Source organism: Phenylobacterium sp. (assembly GCF_004799395.1).
In the GTDB taxonomy this organism is placed as follows: Bacteria; Pseudomonadota; Alphaproteobacteria; order Caulobacterales; family Caulobacteraceae; genus Phenylobacterium.
Genome location: NZ_SSMZ01000105.1, coordinates 1 through 19,607, shown reverse-complemented (window position 1 = coordinate 19,607; position 19,607 = coordinate 1). Strand labels below are relative to the sequence as shown.

Annotated in this window: 14 protein-coding genes and 1 pseudogene; 9 read left to right on the top strand and 6 right to left on the bottom strand. The window is 68.1% G+C overall.

Annotated features, from left to right (window positions below; all coding sequences use genetic code 11):
- The first annotated feature begins 234 nt into the window (after window positions 1-234).
- Window positions 235-2,856, top strand: a complete 2,622-nt coding sequence (pepN, locus tag E8A12_RS07445; RefSeq protein WP_293367286.1) for an aminopeptidase N — start codon at window positions 235-237, stop codon at window positions 2,854-2,856.
- Window positions 2,857-2,878: 22 nt separating this feature from the next.
- On the opposite strand, the gene E8A12_RS07440 is transcribed toward pepN, so the two are convergent.
- The gene (locus tag E8A12_RS07440) at window positions 2,879-3,154 is read right to left on the bottom strand and encodes a hypothetical protein (RefSeq protein WP_293367285.1); all 276 of its coding nucleotides are present in this window, start codon (window positions 3,152-3,154) and stop codon (window positions 2,879-2,881) included.
- Window positions 3,155-3,390: 236 nt separating this feature from the next.
- Between E8A12_RS07440 and E8A12_RS07435 the strand changes: the two genes are divergently transcribed.
- From E8A12_RS07435 to E8A12_RS07415, 5 genes and pseudogenes are all read left to right on the top strand, one after another.
- Window positions 3,391-4,674, top strand: a complete 1,284-nt coding sequence (locus tag E8A12_RS07435) for an MFS transporter (protein ID WP_363211744.1) — start codon at window positions 3,391-3,393, stop codon at window positions 4,672-4,674.
- Window positions 4,675-4,934: 260 nt separating this feature from the next.
- Window positions 4,935-5,921 carry a hypothetical protein gene (locus tag E8A12_RS07430; RefSeq protein WP_293367283.1) on the top strand — a complete coding sequence of 329 codons (987 nt, stop codon included), beginning with the start codon at window positions 4,935-4,937 and terminating at the stop codon, window positions 5,919-5,921.
- 179 nt (window positions 5,922-6,100) lie between these two features.
- Window positions 6,101-6,757: a hypothetical protein gene (locus tag E8A12_RS07425; RefSeq protein WP_293367282.1), complete on the top strand. Its 657-nt coding sequence runs from the start codon at window positions 6,101-6,103 to the stop codon at window positions 6,755-6,757.
- A gap of 266 nt (window positions 6,758-7,023) precedes the next feature.
- A complete protein-coding gene (locus E8A12_RS07420) occupies window positions 7,024-7,644 on the top strand; it encodes a YdeI/OmpD-associated family protein (RefSeq protein ID WP_293367281.1) in 621 nt (206 codons plus the stop codon).
- Between the two features lie 149 nt (window positions 7,645-7,793).
- Window positions 7,794-7,981: pseudogene (locus E8A12_RS07415) on the top strand (integrase); the annotation flags it as partial.
- A 98-nt stretch (window positions 7,982-8,079) separates the two neighbouring features.
- On the opposite strand, the gene E8A12_RS07410 reads toward E8A12_RS07415, so the two are convergent.
- From E8A12_RS07410 to E8A12_RS07395, 4 genes are all read right to left on the bottom strand, one after another.
- On the bottom strand, window positions 8,080-8,712 hold the full coding sequence (locus E8A12_RS07410) for a hypothetical protein (RefSeq protein WP_293367280.1): 633 nt from the start codon (window positions 8,710-8,712) through the stop codon (window positions 8,080-8,082).
- Window positions 8,713-8,947: 235 nt separating this feature from the next.
- The gene (locus tag E8A12_RS07405; RefSeq protein ID WP_293367279.1) at window positions 8,948-9,370 is read right to left on the bottom strand and encodes a DoxX family membrane protein; all 423 of its coding nucleotides are present in this window, start codon (window positions 9,368-9,370) and stop codon (window positions 8,948-8,950) included.
- A gap of 114 nt (window positions 9,371-9,484) precedes the next feature.
- The gene (locus E8A12_RS07400; RefSeq protein WP_293367278.1) at window positions 9,485-10,219 is read right to left on the bottom strand and encodes a hypothetical protein; all 735 of its coding nucleotides are present in this window, start codon (window positions 10,217-10,219) and stop codon (window positions 9,485-9,487) included.
- Window positions 10,220-10,222: 3 nt separating this feature from the next.
- A complete protein-coding gene (locus E8A12_RS07395) occupies window positions 10,223-10,999 on the bottom strand; it encodes a hypothetical protein (protein ID WP_293367277.1) in 777 nt (258 codons plus the stop codon).
- Window positions 11,000-11,478: 479 nt separating this feature from the next.
- Between E8A12_RS07395 and E8A12_RS07390 the strand changes: the two genes are divergently transcribed.
- From E8A12_RS07390 to E8A12_RS07380, 3 genes are all read left to right on the top strand, one after another.
- Window positions 11,479-13,764: an alpha-N-acetylglucosaminidase gene (locus E8A12_RS07390; protein WP_293367276.1), complete on the top strand. Its 2,286-nt coding sequence runs from the start codon at window positions 11,479-11,481 to the stop codon at window positions 13,762-13,764.
- A gap of 8 nt (window positions 13,765-13,772) precedes the next feature.
- Window positions 13,773-14,891 (top strand): heparan-alpha-glucosaminide N-acetyltransferase domain-containing protein, encoded by a 1,119-nt coding sequence (locus tag E8A12_RS07385; RefSeq protein WP_293367275.1) that lies wholly within the window; start codon window positions 13,773-13,775, stop codon window positions 14,889-14,891.
- Window positions 14,892-15,030: 139 nt separating this feature from the next.
- Window positions 15,031-16,887, top strand: a complete 1,857-nt coding sequence (locus tag E8A12_RS07380; RefSeq protein ID WP_293367274.1) for an ATP-binding protein — start codon at window positions 15,031-15,033, stop codon at window positions 16,885-16,887.
- Here the strand turns inward: E8A12_RS07380 and E8A12_RS07375 are convergent.
- Window positions 16,884-19,607 (bottom strand): bifunctional [glutamine synthetase] adenylyltransferase/[glutamine synthetase]-adenylyl-L-tyrosine phosphorylase (locus E8A12_RS07375; protein WP_293367273.1); only part of this gene is annotated, 2,724 nt, incomplete at its 5' end. The genes E8A12_RS07380 and E8A12_RS07375 overlap by 4 nt on opposite strands.

Below are 19,607 nucleotides of genomic sequence, written 5' to 3'. Positions count from 1 at the left end.
GTCGTGAAGAAGACCTTCTTGACGTCCAGGTTGACGCTCCGGGGTCCGGTGGTCGCGATGTCGTCGCCGGCGAGCGGCAGGGTGAAGTGGTTGACATTCATAGGTATCCCCTTGCTTGGCGGCACGGCCGCGCGGGCCCTGTGCATCCAACGGCAACGCTTGGTCTTGATTTGGCGCAATCGCGCGAGGTTTTGCCGGCTGGTGAGGCGGCGGCGGGGGCGCTAAACCCTTCGCATGCGCACAGACACGCCCCAGGCCATCAGGCTCGCCGACTATCGCCCTCCCGCCTTCCTCATCGACGAGGTCCATCTGACCTTCGACCTGAAGCCCAACACCACCCGCGTGAGAGCGAAACTCCAGGTCCGCCGCAACGGCGACCACGCCGAGCCGCTCAAGTTCAACGGCGAGCGGCTGAAGGCCATTTCGGTCGCCATCGACGGCCGCGTCCTGGCCGACGACGAGCGGACCATCGACGGTGAATTCCTGACCATCCCGGACACGCCCGACGCCTTCACCCTGGAGACCGAGGTCGAGATCGATCCGGAAGCCAACAAGGCGCTGGACGGGCTCTACATGTCCGCCGGCCGCTTCTGCACCCAGTGCGAGGCCGAGGGCTTCCGCAAGATCACCTTCTGGCCGGACCGCCCCGACGTGCTGTCGCGCTTCACGGTGCGGATCGAGGCGGACAAGGCCTTCCACCGGCTTCTGGCCAACGGCAACCTGATGCAGAGCGGCCCCCTGCCGAATGGCCGCCACTTCGCTGTCTGGAACGATCCCTTCCCCAAGCCCTGCTACCTCTTCGCCCTGGTAGCCGGCGAGCTGGACGTGCTGGAGGACAAGCTGGTCACCATGACCGGCCGGCCGGTGGACCTGCGGATCTATGTCGACCCCGGCATGGCCCCGCGCGCCGCCTACGCCATGGACGCGCTGAAGCGCTCCATGAAGTGGGATGAGGACACCTTCGGCCTGGAGTACGACCTCGACCTCTTCATGATCGTCGCTGTCCGCGACTTCAACTTCGGTGCCATGGAGAACAAGGGGCTGAACATCTTCAACTCCTCGCTCCTGCTGGCCGACCCGGCGACCGCCACCGACATGGACTTCGAGCGCATCGAAAGCGTCGTGGCGCACGAGTATTTCCACAACTGGACCGGCGACCGGGTGACCTGCCGCGACTGGTTCCAGCTGTGCCTCAAGGAAGGCCTGACGGTCTTCCGCGACCAGAGCTTCTCCGCCGACCAGCGCGGCCACGCCGTCCAGCGGATCAAGGACGTGAAGGCGCTGCGCGCGCGCCAGTTCGCCGAGGATCAAGGCCCCCTGGCCCACCCCGTGCGCCCATCGAGCTATATGAAGATCGACAACTTCTACACCGCGACCATCTACGAGAAGGGCGCGGAAGTGATCCGGATGCTGAAGACCCTGATCGGGCCTGAAGCCTTCCGCAGAGGGATGGACCTCTACTTCGAACGCTGGGACGGCCACGCCACCACCGTCGAGGAATTCATCCGCTGCTTCGCCGACGTCTCCGGCCAGGACCTGACCGCCTTCTTCGCCTGGTACGAACAGGCCGGCACGCCGCAGGTGACGCTGAAGAGCACCTATGACGCCGAGCGCCGCGAGCTGGAGCTGGAGATCGTCCAGGAGACCGCGCCGACCCCCGGCCAGCCCACCAAGGGCGTCCTGCCCATCCCCGTCACCATCGGCCTGCTGGACGGCGACGGCCGCACCCAGGCCTTTGAACGCGACGGCCAGGCGGCGGATGAGACCGTGGTCGTGCTCGAGGGGCCCAGGACCAAGGTCACCCTGACCGGCGTCGATGAGCGTCCAGTAGTCTCCGCCCTGCGCGGCTTCTCCGCTCCGGTGAAGCTGACCTCCAACGCCGAGGCCCGCGACCGCTACATCCTGCTGGCGGGCGATCCGGACCTGTTCAACCGCTGGGAGGCCGGCCAGGAGCTGGCGCGCGCCCTGATCCTGGCCCGGGCGACCGGCATGGCTGACGAGGTGGGTGAAGAGCGCTACGCCGAGGCTGTGGGCCGGGCGCTCGGCGACCAGGCCGCCGACCCGGCGTTCAAGGCCCTGCTGCTGATCCTGCCGTCCGAGCCCGACCTGGCGCTGGCCATGGCGCCGGCGGATCCGGCCGCGATCCACGAGGCGCGCGAGGCGCTGCGCAAGCGGCTCGCCCTGCACTTGGCCGATGAGCTGAAGCGGCTGCACCTGGGCCTGCAGGAGATGGGCGAATTCTCTCCCGACGCCGCCGGCGCCGGCCGCCGCGCCCTGCGCAACGCCGCCCTCGACCTGATGGCCGCCAACCCCCGCTCGGAGGTGGGCGAGCTGGCCTTCAGCCATTACGAGGCCGCCGCCAACATGACTGACGCCATCGGCGGCCTGGCCGCCCTCGCCCTAATCGGCGGCCAGCGCTACGAGAGCGCCCTCAGCGATTTCTATGAGCGCTGGAAGGACGAGCCCCTGGTGATCGACAAGTGGTTCGCCGTTCAGGCCCGCGATCCGGACGAAGGCGCGCTGGGCCGCGTCCTGGGGCTGACCGCCCACCCGGCGTTCGAGGCCAAGAACCCCAACCGGCTGCGGGCGCTGGTGTCGACCTTCGCGAGCTTCAACCCGGTCAGGTTCCATGATCCCAGCGGGGCCGGCTACCGCTTCCTGGCCGACCAGATCCTGGCCACCGACGGCTTCAACCCGATGACCGCCGCGCGGCTCGTCGAGCCCCTCGGCGGCTGGCGGCGCTACAAGCCGGAGCTGGGCAAGCTGATGAAGGCGGAGCTGGAGCGCATCCTGGCCAGCCCCGGCCTGTCGAAGAACGTCTTCGAACTGGTCAGCCGGTCTTTGGGCGAAGACTAGGACGGAAGCCGTCTTCGGCTGTTCAGCGAATCGTTTCCGTCTCCTTGGGAGCCGAAGCGCCGCGCGTTCTGGTCTGGGCCTTGGGCTTTGGCAGGAGTCGGAAGCGCGTCTGGCACCACGCGAAGTCAACGCCCACATCGAGCAGAGCATCGGAGCGTCCGCATGGGCAGGCAAATTCCATGACCGCGATGACGCGGTAGGTCTCCCCGGCCCGGAGGGGGACCGGCCTGCCCGTGACATGGTTTGGGGCGGCATTGACGCACAGAACCAGATCGCCAGGGCCGACAGCGTCGCTCATCGCTTTCATCCACAAGCCTAGGGGGAATTCTAGACCCTGCCCCGCAAGGGGCAAGGACCGGGTTCGGACTCCTAGCGGACCTTCACCATGACCAATGTTGGCGGCGACAATTGCGCCGACCTTGGCTCCGCACCCTAAACCAGACGTTGGCGGGTCCAGCGGCTGCGGTCCTATTCCTGCGAGGCTACTAGCGACCTGATCCGGACCCATAGCGGTCCCTCAATTCGCCTCGTAAGGTGCCTGGCACTGGGGGGGGCATCGTGGAGTCTACACCATCCGTTGGCCTGGCATCGGGCGCGCGCCGGGCTCCGCCGGCTTGGGCGCTCGGCCTCGCCACGGCGTGCAATGGCGCGTTCAGCGGCGTCCTCGTGATCACTATCCCTCAGCTCCTGGCGGCGCGCGGCGTGCCCGAACTGCAGATCGCCTCGATCTCCGGCCTCAGCTTTCTTCCGGGCGCCTTCAACTTCCTGGCAGCGCCCATCCTCGACGTGGGCCTGAGCCGTCGCGTCTACGCAATCGCCCTGGCGCTCGGCCTCGCCGTCCTGACGGCGCTCAGCCTAAACCTGCTCTCCGACCTTCCCGCGCTCGCGGTCGTCATGTTCCTGGCAAACGTCTGCTACTTTCTCTACACGCCGGCGATCGCAGGCTGGTTCGCCCAACTGCTGGCCCGCAACGAAGAGCCCGTGCTGGGGGCATGGATGTCCGCGGCAAGCGTCGCCGGCTTCGGCTGCTCTTCGGCGGCGGCTATCCTGCTCCTACGCGGCCTGCCCTTTGAGCTCGGGGTCGCCGTGATCTGTCTCATAGGCCTCGCGCCCTTGAGCCTGTTCTTCTTCGTCCCGCACGAGCCCATGCCGACGCTCTCCTTCCGCGACAGCTTCGGCCCAGTGACGCGCAACCTGGCCAGGATCATGCGCGACCGGCACATCTGGAGAATGATGGCGCTGTTCGCCGTACCTTGTGCGACCTTCTCGCTCACCAACACCTTGAGCGGGGTGGGACGCGACTTCCACGCCTCGGAGGCCTTTGTCGGTCTGATCGGCGGCGTGGGCGCGACCCTGGGCGGGGTCTTTGGGGCTCTGATCGCCCCCGTGTTCGTCAGGCGCTTCCCGCCCCTGGCGCTCTACATTGGCATAGGCGTGCTGGGCGCCCTCTTCACCCTTAGCCTGCTCGTTCCCGCCCGCACGTCCTTTCTCTTCGCCTTGGCCATGGTGGGGGAGAATGTGTTCCAGTCGGCGGCGTTCGCGCTGATCTACGCCTTGGTCCTGATTTCTATCGGCAGGAACAACCCCATAGCCTCAACGCAATTCGCGCTGATCAACGCCGCCTCCATCGTCCCTATCGTCTACATGCCCCTGCTGGACGGCCTGGGTTATGATCGCGGCGGTCTCGCCGGCAATCTGATGGTGGACGCTGGCCTCAGCCTTATCGCCTGCACGGTGATGGCTCTGCTTTTCACCAAGCCTTGGAAAGACACTGTGCGCGCGGAGGATACGGCTGCGCCTGAACCGGGCGCCACATAGAGGAATCCTCGCGTTTGACCGTGCCCCGACCTTCCGAGCGACCGCTTCGAGGCCGGGATATGCCTGATGCAAGGCGTCTGGAACGCGCCATGAGCTGTCGTTGGGTCAGCTCCAGAAACTCGCCATTCGCCACGCTCCGGGTAGCGGCTCGATGAACGGCGAATTTCCGGCAGCGACCCAACGGTGAGAGCCGACCCATTGCGGACCATCGGAGAGTCCGCCTACCGTGGTCCCAAGTGATCCGTCCGGGGCGTTAAGTCATGGATCCTAAATTGATTGGGGGCGCGTTGTGCGTGCTTTCCCTGGTCGGGGTGCTCGGCCTGTCGGGGGCCAGCGCTGCAGGGCAAACCTACCGCACCCCGCGAAATGTTTACGGCGCGCCCGACCTGAATGGCGTGTGGAACAACAACGCCCTCACGCGCCTGCAACGCCCTGCCGGTATCCTTCCCCTGGTCGTGCGGCCCGCCGATGTGGCGGCGGCGGAGCGCAAACTGATGACCAGCTACTCGCCGCCGAGCACGGCGGCGAACGTTGGGGGTACCGAAACTGAGTGGTGGGACGGGGCGCACCTGGCCCGGATCGGAGGTGCATTTCGCACTTCCTGGCTGGTCGACCCCGACGACGGCCAATTGCCGTATTCAGCTGAGGGCAAGCGGCTAGCTGCGGTGTTCGCCAAGGCCCAGACTGAATCTTTCGACGGCCCTGAATCACGGCCCGTGGCGGGCGACCGCTGCCTGTTGCCCAGCTGGGGCGCCATGGGGCCGGTGATGATGAACGCCCCTTACAACGCAAACTACCGGTTCGTGCAGACCCGCGACCAGATCGCGATCATGGCGGAGAACAACAGCGAATTGCGGATCATCCGGATCGGCGCGGCGCATCTGCCCAGCCAGATCAGGACCTGGACCGGCGACTCCATCGGTCATTGGGAGAAGGACACCCTGGTGGTGGAAACCACCAACCTGCGAGCGGATGCCCCGTTGAGCCAGGCCCCGTTCTTCTTCACCGCCGGGGCGAGGGTCGTGGAGCGGTTCACGCGTGTCGCGCCAGCCGCGCTGAAATACGAGTTCACCGTCGCGGACCCGAGGATCTTCGCCCGCGCCTGGCGGGCGGAGATGGCATTCGTCGCGACGGATGCGCCGCTCTACGAATTCGCCTGTCATGAGGGCAATTACGCGATGAGCAACGTCCTGGCGGGCGCGCGTGCAGCCGAGCGGGCACAGGCGACGGCCTCCGTGGCGAGGTGAGCCCTCGTTCGCTGCGTCTGCGTTCACCGGTTGAGCCCACCACCCATAGCGATGGGGTGGACGCCTCCTCTTAAATGGTGTGTTCAACACCTCCACTTTGGCACATCGATGCCGTTAGGCGGCGTCCACCCCATCGCTTACAGTCACCGCCAGTGAACCGCTGGGGGGCGGCTCGGTCCATGGAAATTCACAAGCCGAAACCGTGGCACGGCGTCCGCGAGTTCTTGAAAGAGTACCTGATCATCGTGGTCGGGGTGCTGACGGCGCTGGGGGCCGAGCAGGTGGCCGAGCTGGCCCACCAGGCTGCCGAAGTGCACGAGGCGCGCGCGTCGCTGCAGGCGGAGATCAAGGCCAACATCAGCGTTATCGTCTGGGGGATCGAGGAGGACAGATGCCTGCTCTCCCAGATGGACGCCTACGGCGCTTGGGCCCGCGGCGGCCCCAAGCCCGCCAGGCTGCGGTCAATCCTTCCGCAGTTCGGAACCAGCAGTTGGGACACGGTCAAGGCGAGCGCCGTTACGCACATGCCGCTGCATGAGCGCCTGATGCTCGCCGAGCTCTACGACGGTCTCGCCAACCAGCAGAAGGTCATCGACCTGCAACGCAGCAATTCGCTGGTCCTATTCGGCGCCCATGAGCGGAACGCGCTGAACCCGTCCGACGCCGGTCGGGTGCTGGATGCGGTGGCGAACGAACGCGCGATGGCGGATTTTTACACCGGGAACGGTAAGGCGCTGCTTGCTAAGGCCGCGGACATGGGCGTCCGACCCCCAGCGCTCGCGCCGGATGAGCGCGAGGCGCTAGCTGTGCTCTGCGGCCACGGCTCCCCGTCGTGACCGGCCTCGAGGCGCGATCGATCTCCACCCATCTTGCCCGCGCCCGGGCGCCATGGCGAGAAGGAGCAAGGCTGCCGACTTGCGGAGGAGCGCAGACGGACTGTCCGCTGCCATGCTGCCGAGCTTTCCAACGTCCTGTGTGGATGGCTCCCGCATTGCAAGTCGCGATGTGAGGTCGATCTGCAGAGTCTCAGCCGCGCCAAGGGAACGGACCTTGGCGCCGCTCCGGAAACGAGACAATCAAGGCGCCGTCTTTCGAGGCGCCTATGATGTGGCTGGAGAAGCGGATGCCTGAGGACAACCTTCCTCTGCTAACTTTCGCCAATGCGGAGGCGCTGGAGCGGTGGCTGGACGAGCAGGGCGAGGCCTCTCCCGGAGCCTGGCTCAGGTTCGCCAAACAGGGCGCGCCGGAGCCGACCGTGAGCAAGTCGGACGCGATTGATTGCGCCTTGGCTTACGGTTGGGTGGATGGCCAGCTTGGCCGTGTGGACGCCCATTTCTACAAGACCCGCTTCACGCCGAGGCGGCCCAAGAGCGCCTGGTCACAGATCAATCGTGAGCGGGTCGAGAGACTGGAGGAAGCGGGCCGCATGCACCCGCGGGGGCGGGCGCGGGTCGACCAGGCCAAGGCGGATGGACGATGGGCGGCGGCCTACACTCGCCAGGGTGAAGCGGCGCCGGATGCCGACCTGAACGCCGCGCTCGACGCCGAACCCGCGGCCCGCGAACTGTTCGACGCGCTGGATTCGGCCAATCGCTTTGCGATCCTGTACCGCGTGCAACAGGCCAAGACGACTGAGAAGCGGGTCGCCAAGATCGCCGAGATGGTGGCCATGCTGAGCCGGGGTGACACCCTCCACCCTCGGAAAGCAAAGCGCCCCCGCTAGCGCGGTGGGACATGACCGACTGACGGAACAGCGGCGAACGCGCGCCAGTTGCGGATATTGGGCCAGCTCCAGAAACTCGCCCTTCACGCGCGCCAAGTCGCCGGCTCCGCGAATCGCAAATGTTCGGCTCTGGCCCAACGGGGAGACCCGACTTAGAGCCCCACGCCTACGGTACACACGGCCTGCGGCGGACGAAGGTGGCCCTCGTCTACAAGAAGACTGGAACCTGCGCGCCTGCCAGCCGCTGTTCGGCCATCGAAAGCTGGAGAACACAGTCCGCTATCTAGGCATCGCGGTGGACGACGCCTTGGAATTGTCGGAGCAGATTGAAATCTGAGACCGTCGTCGCGATCGCTTGGCGGATCAGAACCTCGGTCCGCTGAGCGGTCGTTGCAGACGGGCGAGATGGGTGAAAAGCGGACCTGGGTCCGGCCCTTAAACGCATACGCCGGTGCGCTTCCGGAAGGCCGCCAGATAGGCATTCGCCGCGTGGGGCCTGATCCCGAGCTTGCCCGCATCTTCGAACAGGTCGCGGCCAGCCACCCCGATATCCGCGCGATCCCCATCGAGGTTCGTCAGGGCTGAAAGCACCTGACCGGCCTCCTGGGGCCCCAGCTTGCCCAACGCCAGTGGCGCAAGCGCCCCCTTTCCGTTGCGCTCCTGACGGATAATCGCATCGATATCCTCAATGGCCTTGTAGGCGTTCGCATAGGCGATCAGGCGCTGCGGATCGACATGGTTGAGGGAATTGCTGGCCGCCGCCGCGCTCCAACTGCCGCGCGTCCAGGCGCGCCAGGGGGTTTGGTAGAGGTCGCCGACAACCCGGCCGGACGTCGCGGCTGCCGTTGGCGGCGCGAAGGCGGGCCCGCCCCCGCCCCCCAACGCGGCAGCGCGCAGTGCGACGAGCTGACTGCGCAGACAGGCGTCCAGCGCCTGCCGTTCGGCGACCGCGTCCACGCTCTGCTGGACCTCCGAGCTCAGGGTGAGTTCGGTGTTCCGGGTCTGGTGGGACCAATGCAGCGCCTCGACCGTCTGCTCCGCCGCCAGCGCGGTCAGCACGCCGACCACGATGATAAGGTACTCCTTGAGGAACTCACGGACGCCGTGCCAGGGCTTGGGTTTATGGACGTCCATGCCGCCCCCAGCGGTTCACTGTGGGTGACTGTAAGCAGACTCCCCGCATGTCCGCTATGGGTCGCCTTCTGCCGGAAGCCCCTGACCGGGAAGCAGACCTTCGTGCCTGTGCTATGCCCGGAGCTAGAAAGCAGACGCGGCGGACGGCAGTCTTGGGGGGAAGGCCGACCTAGGCGACCCGAGCCTTGATCCGCAGCCGGCCTGCCACTGCGCGCCAGTTTGGCGAGGGCGCCAGCGCCCCCGGCCCGTCACCCGCGACGGCCTGGATGCCGAGCAGCGTGAACCAGACCAGCGGAAGTTCTGAGCCCGCCGCCGTGAAATAGAAGCCCTTGCGGACCGCCCAGAACTGCGCCGCCCCGGCCATCATGGGCATGGCGTAGAGCGCCACGTAGCGGGTTAACACGCCGGGAATCAGCAACAGCGCGCCGGCAATCTCGGCCGACAGCACGTAGCCTGGGACAATCGGCGGATAGCCGGCGCCCTGGAGGTTGTTCCACCAGGTTTCGATCCCGCCGGGCAGCACGGCGATCTTCCAGTAGAGATGCGCGATGAACAGGGCCCCGAGGAGGAACCGCAGCAACAGCGCTTCCACTTTCGGCTCCGATGTGCGGGTTTCCATGTACGTCCCGACCTCAAGCACCGCCGCTCCCGGCACGAGTTACGTAATCGGACTCTTCCGCCCGCTGCAACGGGTCCGAGGGCGGCCTTAGTGGAGGGGCGCCTGGTTGTTCAGGCCAGGATGTCTCATCTGCGGATCGACGAGGCACCCTCCCCACGTCGGCCGCAGCTCCGATATCACCCTGGCCTTGTCCTTGTCCGTCAGCGTCACGCCAAGATCCTCGCTGGCGTGTAGCAGGGTCGCCGATCCGTAGAACATCTCCAGATCGTCGATGCGCAATCGCCGCAGCGCCAGGACGGTGCGGTCACGCTCCGCCGGCGTCAGGGCGCCGGGCTTCGGATCGAGGGCTTCCAGATCGGTGGCGTCCTGGCGCTCCCGCACGTTAATGGCGCCGAGCGGGGGCACGAGGTTATAGGCCTGAGATCGGTGGAGAGCCTCTTCGGCGGTCAGGCGGGTGAGGACGTCGGAGGAAACCATGGCCTGCCACGCGTTCATGTCCCAAGTGCGGAATGGCGGATTGTAGCCTTGGACGAGACGGCTGAAGGCCTCGCGCGGTTGATCGGCGGCGAGCCCGGCGGTGAGCGCGTCCAGCCGCATTTCCAGGCATCCGCGCACGACGATACGCGCGTAGGCCTGGGGCAGGTCGTCGTCGTGCAGCTCGAAGCGCACGGCGGCGTCGGCGTCGGCAAGTTTGTGGCGCCAATGTAGCCATTCCACCGCCTGCTCGAAGGCGATGGCGACCAAAACGCCGATGACGATGGTGCCGATCTCCTTTAGGAGCTCGCGCCAACCGTGCCAGGGCTTGGGCTTGTGGATGTCCATCGCCTAGGGTTCCCGCGAATAGACCAGGCCCAGCTTCTCAAACTGCTGGCGCGTGCTGAGCGATCTGTCCCGCAGGGTCGCCAGCACCGTGACCGGGTCCGCGACGCAGGCGCCTTCCAACTTGCGCCGATCGGCCGCGAAACGCTGCGGCATCTCAAGGCCGATGGGCTCGTGGACCAAGTCCGTCGAAAGGATGGTGTAGGTCATGGCGACCTCCGTGCGCGCCTGCAGTTCTCTGATCCGGCCGATCCTGGCGGCCCACTCGCCGGCCTCCGCGGGGCTCACATGGTCGAGGTCCGTGTCCAGCGGCTCCAACTCGCCGGCGAGGCTGTGAAGCGTCGTAATATTCGTCGCCAACTCGGCTGGGTAGAAGAAGGCCTTCGAATAGAGCTTCACCGCCTCCGGCCCCATATGGTCGGAGACTTGCAGCGAACGCGCGTTCAGCCACGCGTCATTCGTGAACTGAACGAGCGTCGGGGCGTATCGTTGTGCGGGCGCCCGGTAGGTTCCCGTGTGTCGCGCCTCGGCCACAGCCTGGCTGAGCGCGGTGAGCTGGGCGTCCAGACACGGCGCGTTGGTCAGCCACCTCAGGCCAGCACCGGCGTCGGCGCCGAGTTCCTGGTTCAGCTGGACGCGTGTTTCCCCGACGCGGTGATTCCAGTGCAAGGTCTCCACCAGCTGCTCGGCGCCCAGCGCCGTGAGCACGCCGACCACTATGATCACGTACTCCTTGAGAAACTCGCGCAGGCCGTGCCACGGCTTGGGTTTGTGGATGTCCATGCCGCCCCCAGCGGATTCCTGCAGGGGACTGTAATCGGACTCTTCGAAGGTCCGCTATGTCGGACGCGGTTACAGCCATGATAGAGGCTCAGGGCCAGGCGCCCGGCGTTTTCGCCGATGCGGTCTTGAATCTCGCGCTGCACCTCCAGCAGGCCCTCGACGCCGAGGACCTGGACCAGAAGGTGCGGGCCGCTGGCGCGGTCCATCGCCTGGGTCGGGGCCTGCGGCAGCGGACCGTAGCGCTGCCGAGCCCGACCCTTCCTCCAGCTCTATCCCGATGCGCTCGTGATTGAGCTCTGCCAGGAGCTGGGCCTTAAGCCCCCCCGAATTCCATCCGCCCGCGCCACCGGTCCCTCCGGCGACACCACGGAGCTCCGTCACCAACGGCCACGACTCGTCCTGAACCCCGCCGCGGCCGGGTTTGACCCCGGCCGCAATCGGCGCACCCTGCGGTCGTCAGCTTGGGGTGATCCGAACAGATGCCGGGATCCGTTTCGCGCCGTGAAGCCCTCTCACGGACGCTCGCCGCTTCGGCTTTGACCGCGGCCGCGCCCGCGTGGGCGGCTGGCGAGAGCGGAGCCGCCCGCGGAGTCCTGACCCGGCTCTTCGGGCCCGCGGCGGCGCGCATCGCCCTGACCCTCGAACCCACGGGCGCGCGGCCGTGGTACGCCGCCGAGGCCCGCAACGGAAGACTCTCGGTCAAGGGCGACAGCGGCGTGGCCCTGGCGCGCGGCGCCTATGCCTGGATGCGCCGGACCGGCGCCGCCCACGTCAGCTGGGAGGGCGATCGCGTGGCCGTGCCCGCCCGTTGGGCCGACGGGGCTAGCGGCCGCGTCGAAAGCCCGTTCACCCGCCGCGCCTACCTCAATCCCTGCACCTACGGCTACACGACGCCCTGGTGGGACTGGCCGCGCTGGCGGCGCGAGATCGACTGGATGGCGGTCCACGGGATCGACATGCCGCTGGCGCTCGAGGGCCAGGAGTTCGTCTGGCGGGCCTTGTGGCGCGAACAGGGGCTCACCCAGGCCGAGCTGGCCGGCTACTTCTCCGGCCCCGCCTTCACGCCCTGGCAGCGGATGGGCAACATCGAGGGCTACCGCGCCCCGCTGCCATCGGCCTGGATCGACAAGAAGCGCGACCTCCAACGGAAGATCCTGAGCGCCATGCGCGCGCTCGGCATGAGCCCGATCCTGCCGGCCTTCGGCGGCTATGTGCCCAAGGCCTTCGCCCTGAAGCACATGAACGCCCGGATCTACCGCATGCCGGCGGGCGGCGGCTTCCACGAGACCTACTGGCTCGATCCGCGCGATCCGCTGTTCGCTCGACTCACCGCCCAGTTCCTGGCGCTCTACGATCAGACCTACGGCGCCGGCACCTACTACCTGGCCGACTCGTTCAACGAGATGCGCCCGCCGGTCGCCGACGATGGGACGGGCGGCGGCAACGCCGGCGTCGGCGACGGTGGCGCCAGCAAGGCCGCGGCGGCGGCTCCGATCGATCCCGCTCTGAAGGCTCAACGCCTTGCCGCCTATGGCCAGGCGATCCACGCGGCTTTCCGCCAGGCCCGCCCCGACGCGGTCTGGGTGATGCAGGGCTGGCTGTTCGGGGCGGATCCGCAGTTCTGGGACGAGGCGGCCATCGCCGCCTATTTCAGCCAGGTCCCCGCCGGCGGCGTCATGGTGCTGGACATCGGCAACGACCGCTATCCGGACGCCTGGCGGCGCGCCCGCGCCTTCGCCGGAAAGCCGTGGGTGTTCGGCTACGTGCACAACTACGGGGCCAGCAATCCCGTCTATGGCGATCTCGACGGCTACCGGCGCGACCTGGCGGCGGTTCTGGCCGATCCACAGGCCAGGAAACTGAGCGGCTTCGGCATGTTCCCGGAAGGCCTCGACAACAACTCCATCGTCTACGAGGAGGCCTACGACCTGGCCTGGAGCGCCGGCGGATCCTCCCTGGCGGCCTGGCTCTCGGGCTATGCAAAGTCACGCTACGGCCGCACGACGCCGGAGCTGGACGCGGCGCTGCGGGAATGGGTCGAGGCGGCCTACACGACCCGCTACTGGACGCCCCGCTGGTGGAACGGCCGCGCCGGCGCCTACCTGTTCTGCAAGCGGCCGACGGCGACGATCGGCGAGTTTCCGGGCCATGCCGGTGACCGGGCCAAGCTCGCCGCTGCGGTCGACGAACTGGCGCGGCTGGCTCCGGTCTTCGCCAGCGAAAAGCTTTTCGTCCACGACCTGATCGACGCCACCGGCCACCTGGTCAGCGAGGAGATCGACCTGCAGCTTCAAGCCACAGTCGCCGCCTACCGCCGCGGCGACCTCGCCGCGGGGGACCGGGCGCGGCGCAAGGTCGACGACCTTGCCCAGGCGCTCGATGCGCTGCTGGGCGCCCAACCGAACACGCTCGCCACCTGGATCGACGCCGCCCGCGATTATGCCGACACCTCCGCTGACGCCCGCGCCTACGTCCTGAACGCCAAGGCTCAGGTGACGGTCTGGGGCGGCGACGGCGGCCTGTCCGACTACGCTTCGAAGATGTGGCAGGGGCTCTATCGCGACTACTACATGCCCCGCTGGATGCAATTCCTCGACGCCCTGCGCGCCGCTGGCGCCGGGCCCTTCGACGAAGCCGCGACCGTCCGGGCCATCGCCGCCTGGGAACAGGCCTGGATCGAACGCGAAGGGTCTTACGTCCGCCAACGCCCCGCCGATCTGGTGGCCGCCACGCGGGCCCTCCTTGCCCGTCTTGCGCAGCCGTAGGCCGGACCATGGAGAAGCCCGCCACGCGCCACCTGTCGTTGGACGTGTTCCGCGGGCTCGCCGTCTGCCTGATGATCGTCGTCAATACGCCAGGCCCCGGCGCGCATCCCTATCCATGGCTAGTCCACGCCAGGTGGTTCGGCTTCACCGCTGCGGACGCGGTCTTCCCATCGTTCCTGTTCGCCGTCGGCTGCTCGATGAGCTTTGCTTTTGGGCGGCCATCGCCGGCCGGCGCCTTCGCGCTCAAGGTCCTGCGCCGCGCGGCGCTGATCTTCCTGCTGGGGTTCCTGATGTACTGGTACCCCTTCGTCTATCGCCAGGACGGCGCCTGGATGCTCAAGCCCTTCACGGACACGCGCGTGATGGGCGTGCTGCAACGGATTGCGCTCTGCTATGTGCTGGGCGCCTTCGCCGTGCGCTATCTGTCGCTGCGCTGGCTGGTGGGCCTGAGCCTGCTGCTTCTCTTCGGATACTGGGGCGCGTTGCAGGCGTTCGGCGACCCCGCCGACCCCTTCGCCAAGCTCACCAACGCCGGGACGCGGCTCGACCTCTTTGTGCTCGGCCCGCGCCACCTCTACCGTCGCGACGGCGGCTTCGATCCGGAAGGTCTGCTGGGAACCTTGCCGGCGACCGTCAATGTGATCGCCGGCTACCTGGCGGCGCGCTACCTCAAGGCCGCGGATGGCCGGCGGACGGCCCTCATGCGAATGGCGCTGCTCGGGTCCATCCTGGCTGTCGCGGCCTATGCCTGGACCCCGCTCTTCCCGATGTCGAAGAAGCTCTGGACCGGCAGCTTCGTCCTGCTCACCGTCGGATTGGATCTCGTGTTGCTGTCCGCGCTCGCTGCCGCTCTGGAAGGCCGCGCGCCGAACCCGGCCACCCGCTTCTTCCAGGTCTTCGGGCGCAATCCGCTGGTGATCTACCTGTTCTCGGAGCTTTTCGTGACCACCCTTCAGACCATCGAAGTCGCCCCCGGCGTCGGGGTCTACGACTGGATCGCCGAGAACCTTTTCCAGGCCGCTGTTCCCGGCCCCCTGGGCTCGTTCCTTTGCGCTATCGCCTACATGCTGACCTGCTGGCTCCTGGGCTACATCCTGGACCGTCGCCGGATCGTCGTGCGGCTTTAGGGACGGGGCCGAAGACGCCGCCAAATTAACCTACAAGCGGGACAATTCGCCGCTGAATAGCGGTGACGCTGTTTACCCTTAGCGCTTAGACTCCACCCCCTAAGCGGGGTGATTTGCCTCAAGTCGGGAGCGGCGAGCCTTGGAGGCACGCGAGGATATGGGCGCGGCCAAGGCGCAGGATCGATCCGCCGATCTGGCGCTCGCCAAGCCGCCCACGCAGCGCTTCGCGCGTATCGCGATCCTCGCCGCCCTCGTGCTGCTGGCCGTCTATACGGCCGTCGCGATCGCGCGCGCCACCCACGGGCCGCTCAGCATCGCCGAGCAGATCGTGTCCCTGCTCGTGCCATTGCTGGTCGCCGGCGCGCTCGGTGGCCTGCTGCTCGCCGAATCCAAACGCGTCGAGCGCGCGCACGCCGCCTACAGCGACAGCGAACAACGCTTCCGCCTGGCCGTCGAGGCCGCCCGCTGCGGCATCTGGGAATGGGACCTGTCGGAAGACCGCATCTTCATGTCCGACGTGACCGCCGCCCTCTTCGGCTGGCGGGGCGGCGTGGTCGACGGCCAGCAGGTGCTCGAGCGGGTTTCCGAGGGCCACCGCGACGGACTGCGCGAGGCGCTCGCCAACGCCGCGGTCTACGGCGGCTTCGATGTCTCCTTCCGAGTGCCCAGCCTTGCCGGCGGCCGGCCGGTCTGGATCGACGCCCGCGGCCAGGGCTTCGGTAAGAGCCCGGAGGGCGGCTTCGCGCGCATCATCGGCGTGGCGCTCGACGTCACCGAAGAGCGTCTGGCCCAGGCCCGCGCCCAGGCCGCCGAGACCCGCCTGCGCGACGCCATCGAGAGCGTGTCGGAAGCCTTCGTCCTCTGGGACAAGCAGGGTCGGCTTTTGATGTGCAACAAGAACTACCGCAGCTTCTTCCGCCTGGAGCCGCAGGTGCTGAAGCCCGGCGTGCTGCGCGAGGAGCTGGAGGCCCAAGCCAAGCTCGCCGTGCGCCAGGAGTTCCCGGCGCTGGGTGGCCGCAAGGGCGTGCGCGAGGCCGAGCTGGTCGACGGCCGCTGGGTGCAGATCTCCGAGCGCACCACTGCAGAGGGCGGCCTTGTGGTCACCGCTGCCGACATCACCGCGCTCAAGGCCCAGGAGGAGGCGCGTCGGGTCAACGAGGACGAACTGCGTCGCGCTGTCGTGAACCTCGAACGCAGCCAGGAGCAGCTCTCGGAACTGGCCCGCAAGTACGAGAACGAGAAGGTCCGCGCCGAAGGGGCCAACCAGGCCAAGTCCGAATTCCTGGCCAATATGAGCCACGAGCTGCGCACGCCGCTGAACGCCATCAACGGTTTCTCCGAGATCATGGTCGCCGAGATGTACGGGCCGGTCGGCGACCCGCGCTACAAGGACTACGCCCGCGACATCCTGAACTCCGGCCAGCACCTGCTCGCCCTGATCAACGACATCCTAGACATGTCGAAGATCGAGGCCGGCAAGATGAACCTGCGCTTCGAGCCGGTGGCGCTGGAGGACGTGGCCGAGGACGCGCTGCGCCTGGTGCGCAACCGAGCCGAGGCCGCGGGCCTATCGCTGCGACTCGATTTCTCGGACCTGCCGGAGGTCGAGGCCGACTACCGGGCGATCAAGCAGGTGCTGCTGAACCTGCTCTCCAACGCCGTGAAATTCACCCCGCGTGGCGGCTTGATCACCATCCACGCCGAGCGCCGCGAGGACCCTCTGGGCGAGCGGGTGCGGATCAGCGTGCAGGACACCGGAATCGGTATCCCGCCGGAAGACCTGGCCCGCCTCGCCCAGCCCTTCGAACAGATCGAAAGCCAGCACGCCAAGACCCAGCAGGGCACGGGCCTGGGTCTCGCCCTCACCAAGTCGCTGGTGGAGATGCACGGCGGCCTCCTCGACCTGCGCAGCGCCCCCGGCCAGGGCACCAGCGCCACCTTCTCGCTCCCGGTGCGCCAGGCCAGCGTGGCCCTGGCCAAGGTCGCCGCAGGCTAAGGCCTGACGATCGCGTCATAGGCCTTGTTCGCCGCCCCCTGGGCGCGTTTCAGGGTGGTCTTGAGCTGCCGGAAATCCCGCACGCCCCCGGCGCGGGCCAGGAGCACGCGGAACGCCGCCGGCTCGTCCGACGGGTCGGCGTTGTCGGCGAGCGCCACTTTCAGCAGCTGCGTCAGGTCCTGCTGCAGCCGCCAGGCCGCCGCAAGGTCGCCGGCGGGGCCCGCGGGCGCCAGGCCGCATTCCCGCAGCGCCGCGAGCGCCGCGGCGGTGTTGGGCGACAGCGGCCCGCCTTCGGCGGCGTGGGCGATCTGCAGAAATTGCGCCGCGAATTCGATGTCCACCATCCCGCCGGGCGAGAGTTTCAGGTCCCACTCGCCCTTGGCCGGCCGCTCGCGGTGCATCAGCTCGCGCATTTCGCGCACCTCGGCCGCCGTCTGAGCCCGGTCTCGCGGCCGCCGCAGCGCCTTGCCGAACGCCGCCTCCGCATCCGCGGCGAAGGCCGGACTGGTCGACCAGACCACCCGCGCCCGGGTGAGCGCCAAGAGTTCCCAGGTCTCCGCCTCGGCCTCGTAATAGCCCTCGAAGGCCGCGAAGCTCACCGCCACCGGGCCCTTGGTGCCGGAGGGCCGAAGCTGCATGTCGACCTCGTAAAGCCCGCCCTGCCCCGTCTGGCTGGACAGGGCCGCGATCAGCCGCTGGGTGAAACGGCCATAGAAGGTCACCGCGTCCCAGCTCTTCAGCGCCGAGGCCGCGTGCGGATCGGCGGCGCGGTAGAGGGTCATCAGGTCGAGGTCGGAGGTGGCGCTCATCTCGCGTGAGCCGCACTTGCCCAGCGCCACGACCGCCACCTCACCGGGAAAAGCGCCGCCCAACCGTTGGGTTTCGGCCAGCGCCGCGTCGGCCAGGACGTCGACGCAGACGTCGGCCAGATCGGCGAAGGCCTTGCCCGCCGCCACCGCACTCGCCGCCCCGCTCATCACCTGCACGCCCACGCGGAACGCCTGCTCGCGGTGCACCACGCGCACCACGTCCATGGCCGACTCGAAGCCGTCGGCGCGGGCCACGGCGGCGCGCATCACTGCGAGATCCTCGCCGAGGTCGATGGGCTCGAAGAAGCTCCCGTCCAGCATGGCGTCGATCGCCGCCGGCCGCCGCGCCAGCGTCGCCGCCAGGCGGGGCGCGAAGGCCATCACCTGCACGATCAGCTCGAACAGGTTCGGCTGGGCCAGGAACAGCGATTGCAGCTGCACCCCCGACGACAGCCGCGAGAAGAAGTCGGCGAAGCGGGTGAAGGCGGGGTCCGGGGCGCCGGTCGCCTGCGCCGCCTCGAGCAGGCGCGGGGCCAGCCGCGTGAACAGCTCGCGGCCCCGTTCCGTCGCGGTGGCCGGGATATGCCCGTGGTGCCAGCTGCGGATGGTGGTCGCCACCGAATGCGGGCTGGAAAAGCCCATCCGCTTCAGGGTCGCCTGCGTTGCTGGGTCGTCCTCGACGCCGGTGAACACCAGGCTGCCGAACCGCGAGGACAGCGGCTCCTCCGACGGGAAGAGCTCGCCATAGCGGGCATTGACGCCCTTCAGGGTCCGGGTGATCCCCGCATCGAACTGGCGCAGCGGTTCGAAGCCCGAGAGCGCCGCCACGCGCTTGCGGTCCGCATCGGCCTCCGGCAGCTTGTGGGTCTGCTCGTCGGCCAGCATCTGCACCCGGTGCTCGACATCGCGCAGGCGCACATAGGCCTCGGCCAATTCCGCGCAGGTCTGCGGCGCCACATGGCCGGCCTCGGTCAGGGCGGCCAGGGCGTCGAGCGTGCGGCGGCTGCGCAAGGCCGGATTGCGCCCGCCCAGGATCAGCTGCTGGGTCTGGACATAGAACTCGATCTCGCGGATGCCGCCGGTCCCGAGCTTCAGGTCGACGCCCTTGGCCGAGACCCGCTCGTCCACCTTGTGGGCGTGGATCTGGCGCTTGATCGAATGGATGTCGGCGATGGACGCGAAATCCAGGTTCTTGCGCCAGACGAAGGGCTGCAGCTCGGCCAGGAACGCCTCGGCGGCGGGGATGTCGCCGGCGCAGGCGCGCGCCTTGATGAACGCCGCCCGCTCCCAGTTCTGGCCGACGTTCTCGTAGTACTCGAGCGCCGCCGGGATCGGCACCGCGGCCTGGGTGGACGAGGGATCGGGACGTAGCCTGAGGTCCATGCGGAAAACGTAGCCGTCGGCGGTGCGCAGCTGCATCAGGTCCGACAGCCGCTGCGTCAGCCGCACCGCGAAGGCCTCGGTCTCGACGCCGGGCGCGAGCGGCAGGGCGTCGGGATCGAAGAAGACCGAGACGTCAATGTCGCTGGAATAGTTGAGCTCGAAGGCGCCTTGCTTGCCCATGGCGATGCAGAACCAACCCGGGACCGGCCCGTTTGGCCCCTCGCCCAGGTGGGTCAGGCGCCCGGCTTCCACCTCGCCCTTCGCGGCCACCGTCAGGGCCGCGGCGAGCGCGGCGTCGGCGAAGCGGGTGAGCGCGCCGGTCACCTGGTCCAGGTCCCAGACCGCGCCGAGATCGGCGAGCGCGGTCAAGAGGTGCAGCTCGGCCTTCAGGTCGCGCAGGCGGACCTGGGCGCCCGGCAGGTCGAGCCGCGCGGCCTTCGCCGTGCGGACCAGAATGTCCTCAAGCCGCGCCTGCGGGTCGTCGGCCAGCAGGCTGTCGAGCCGCTTGGGATCGTGCCGCGCGAGTCC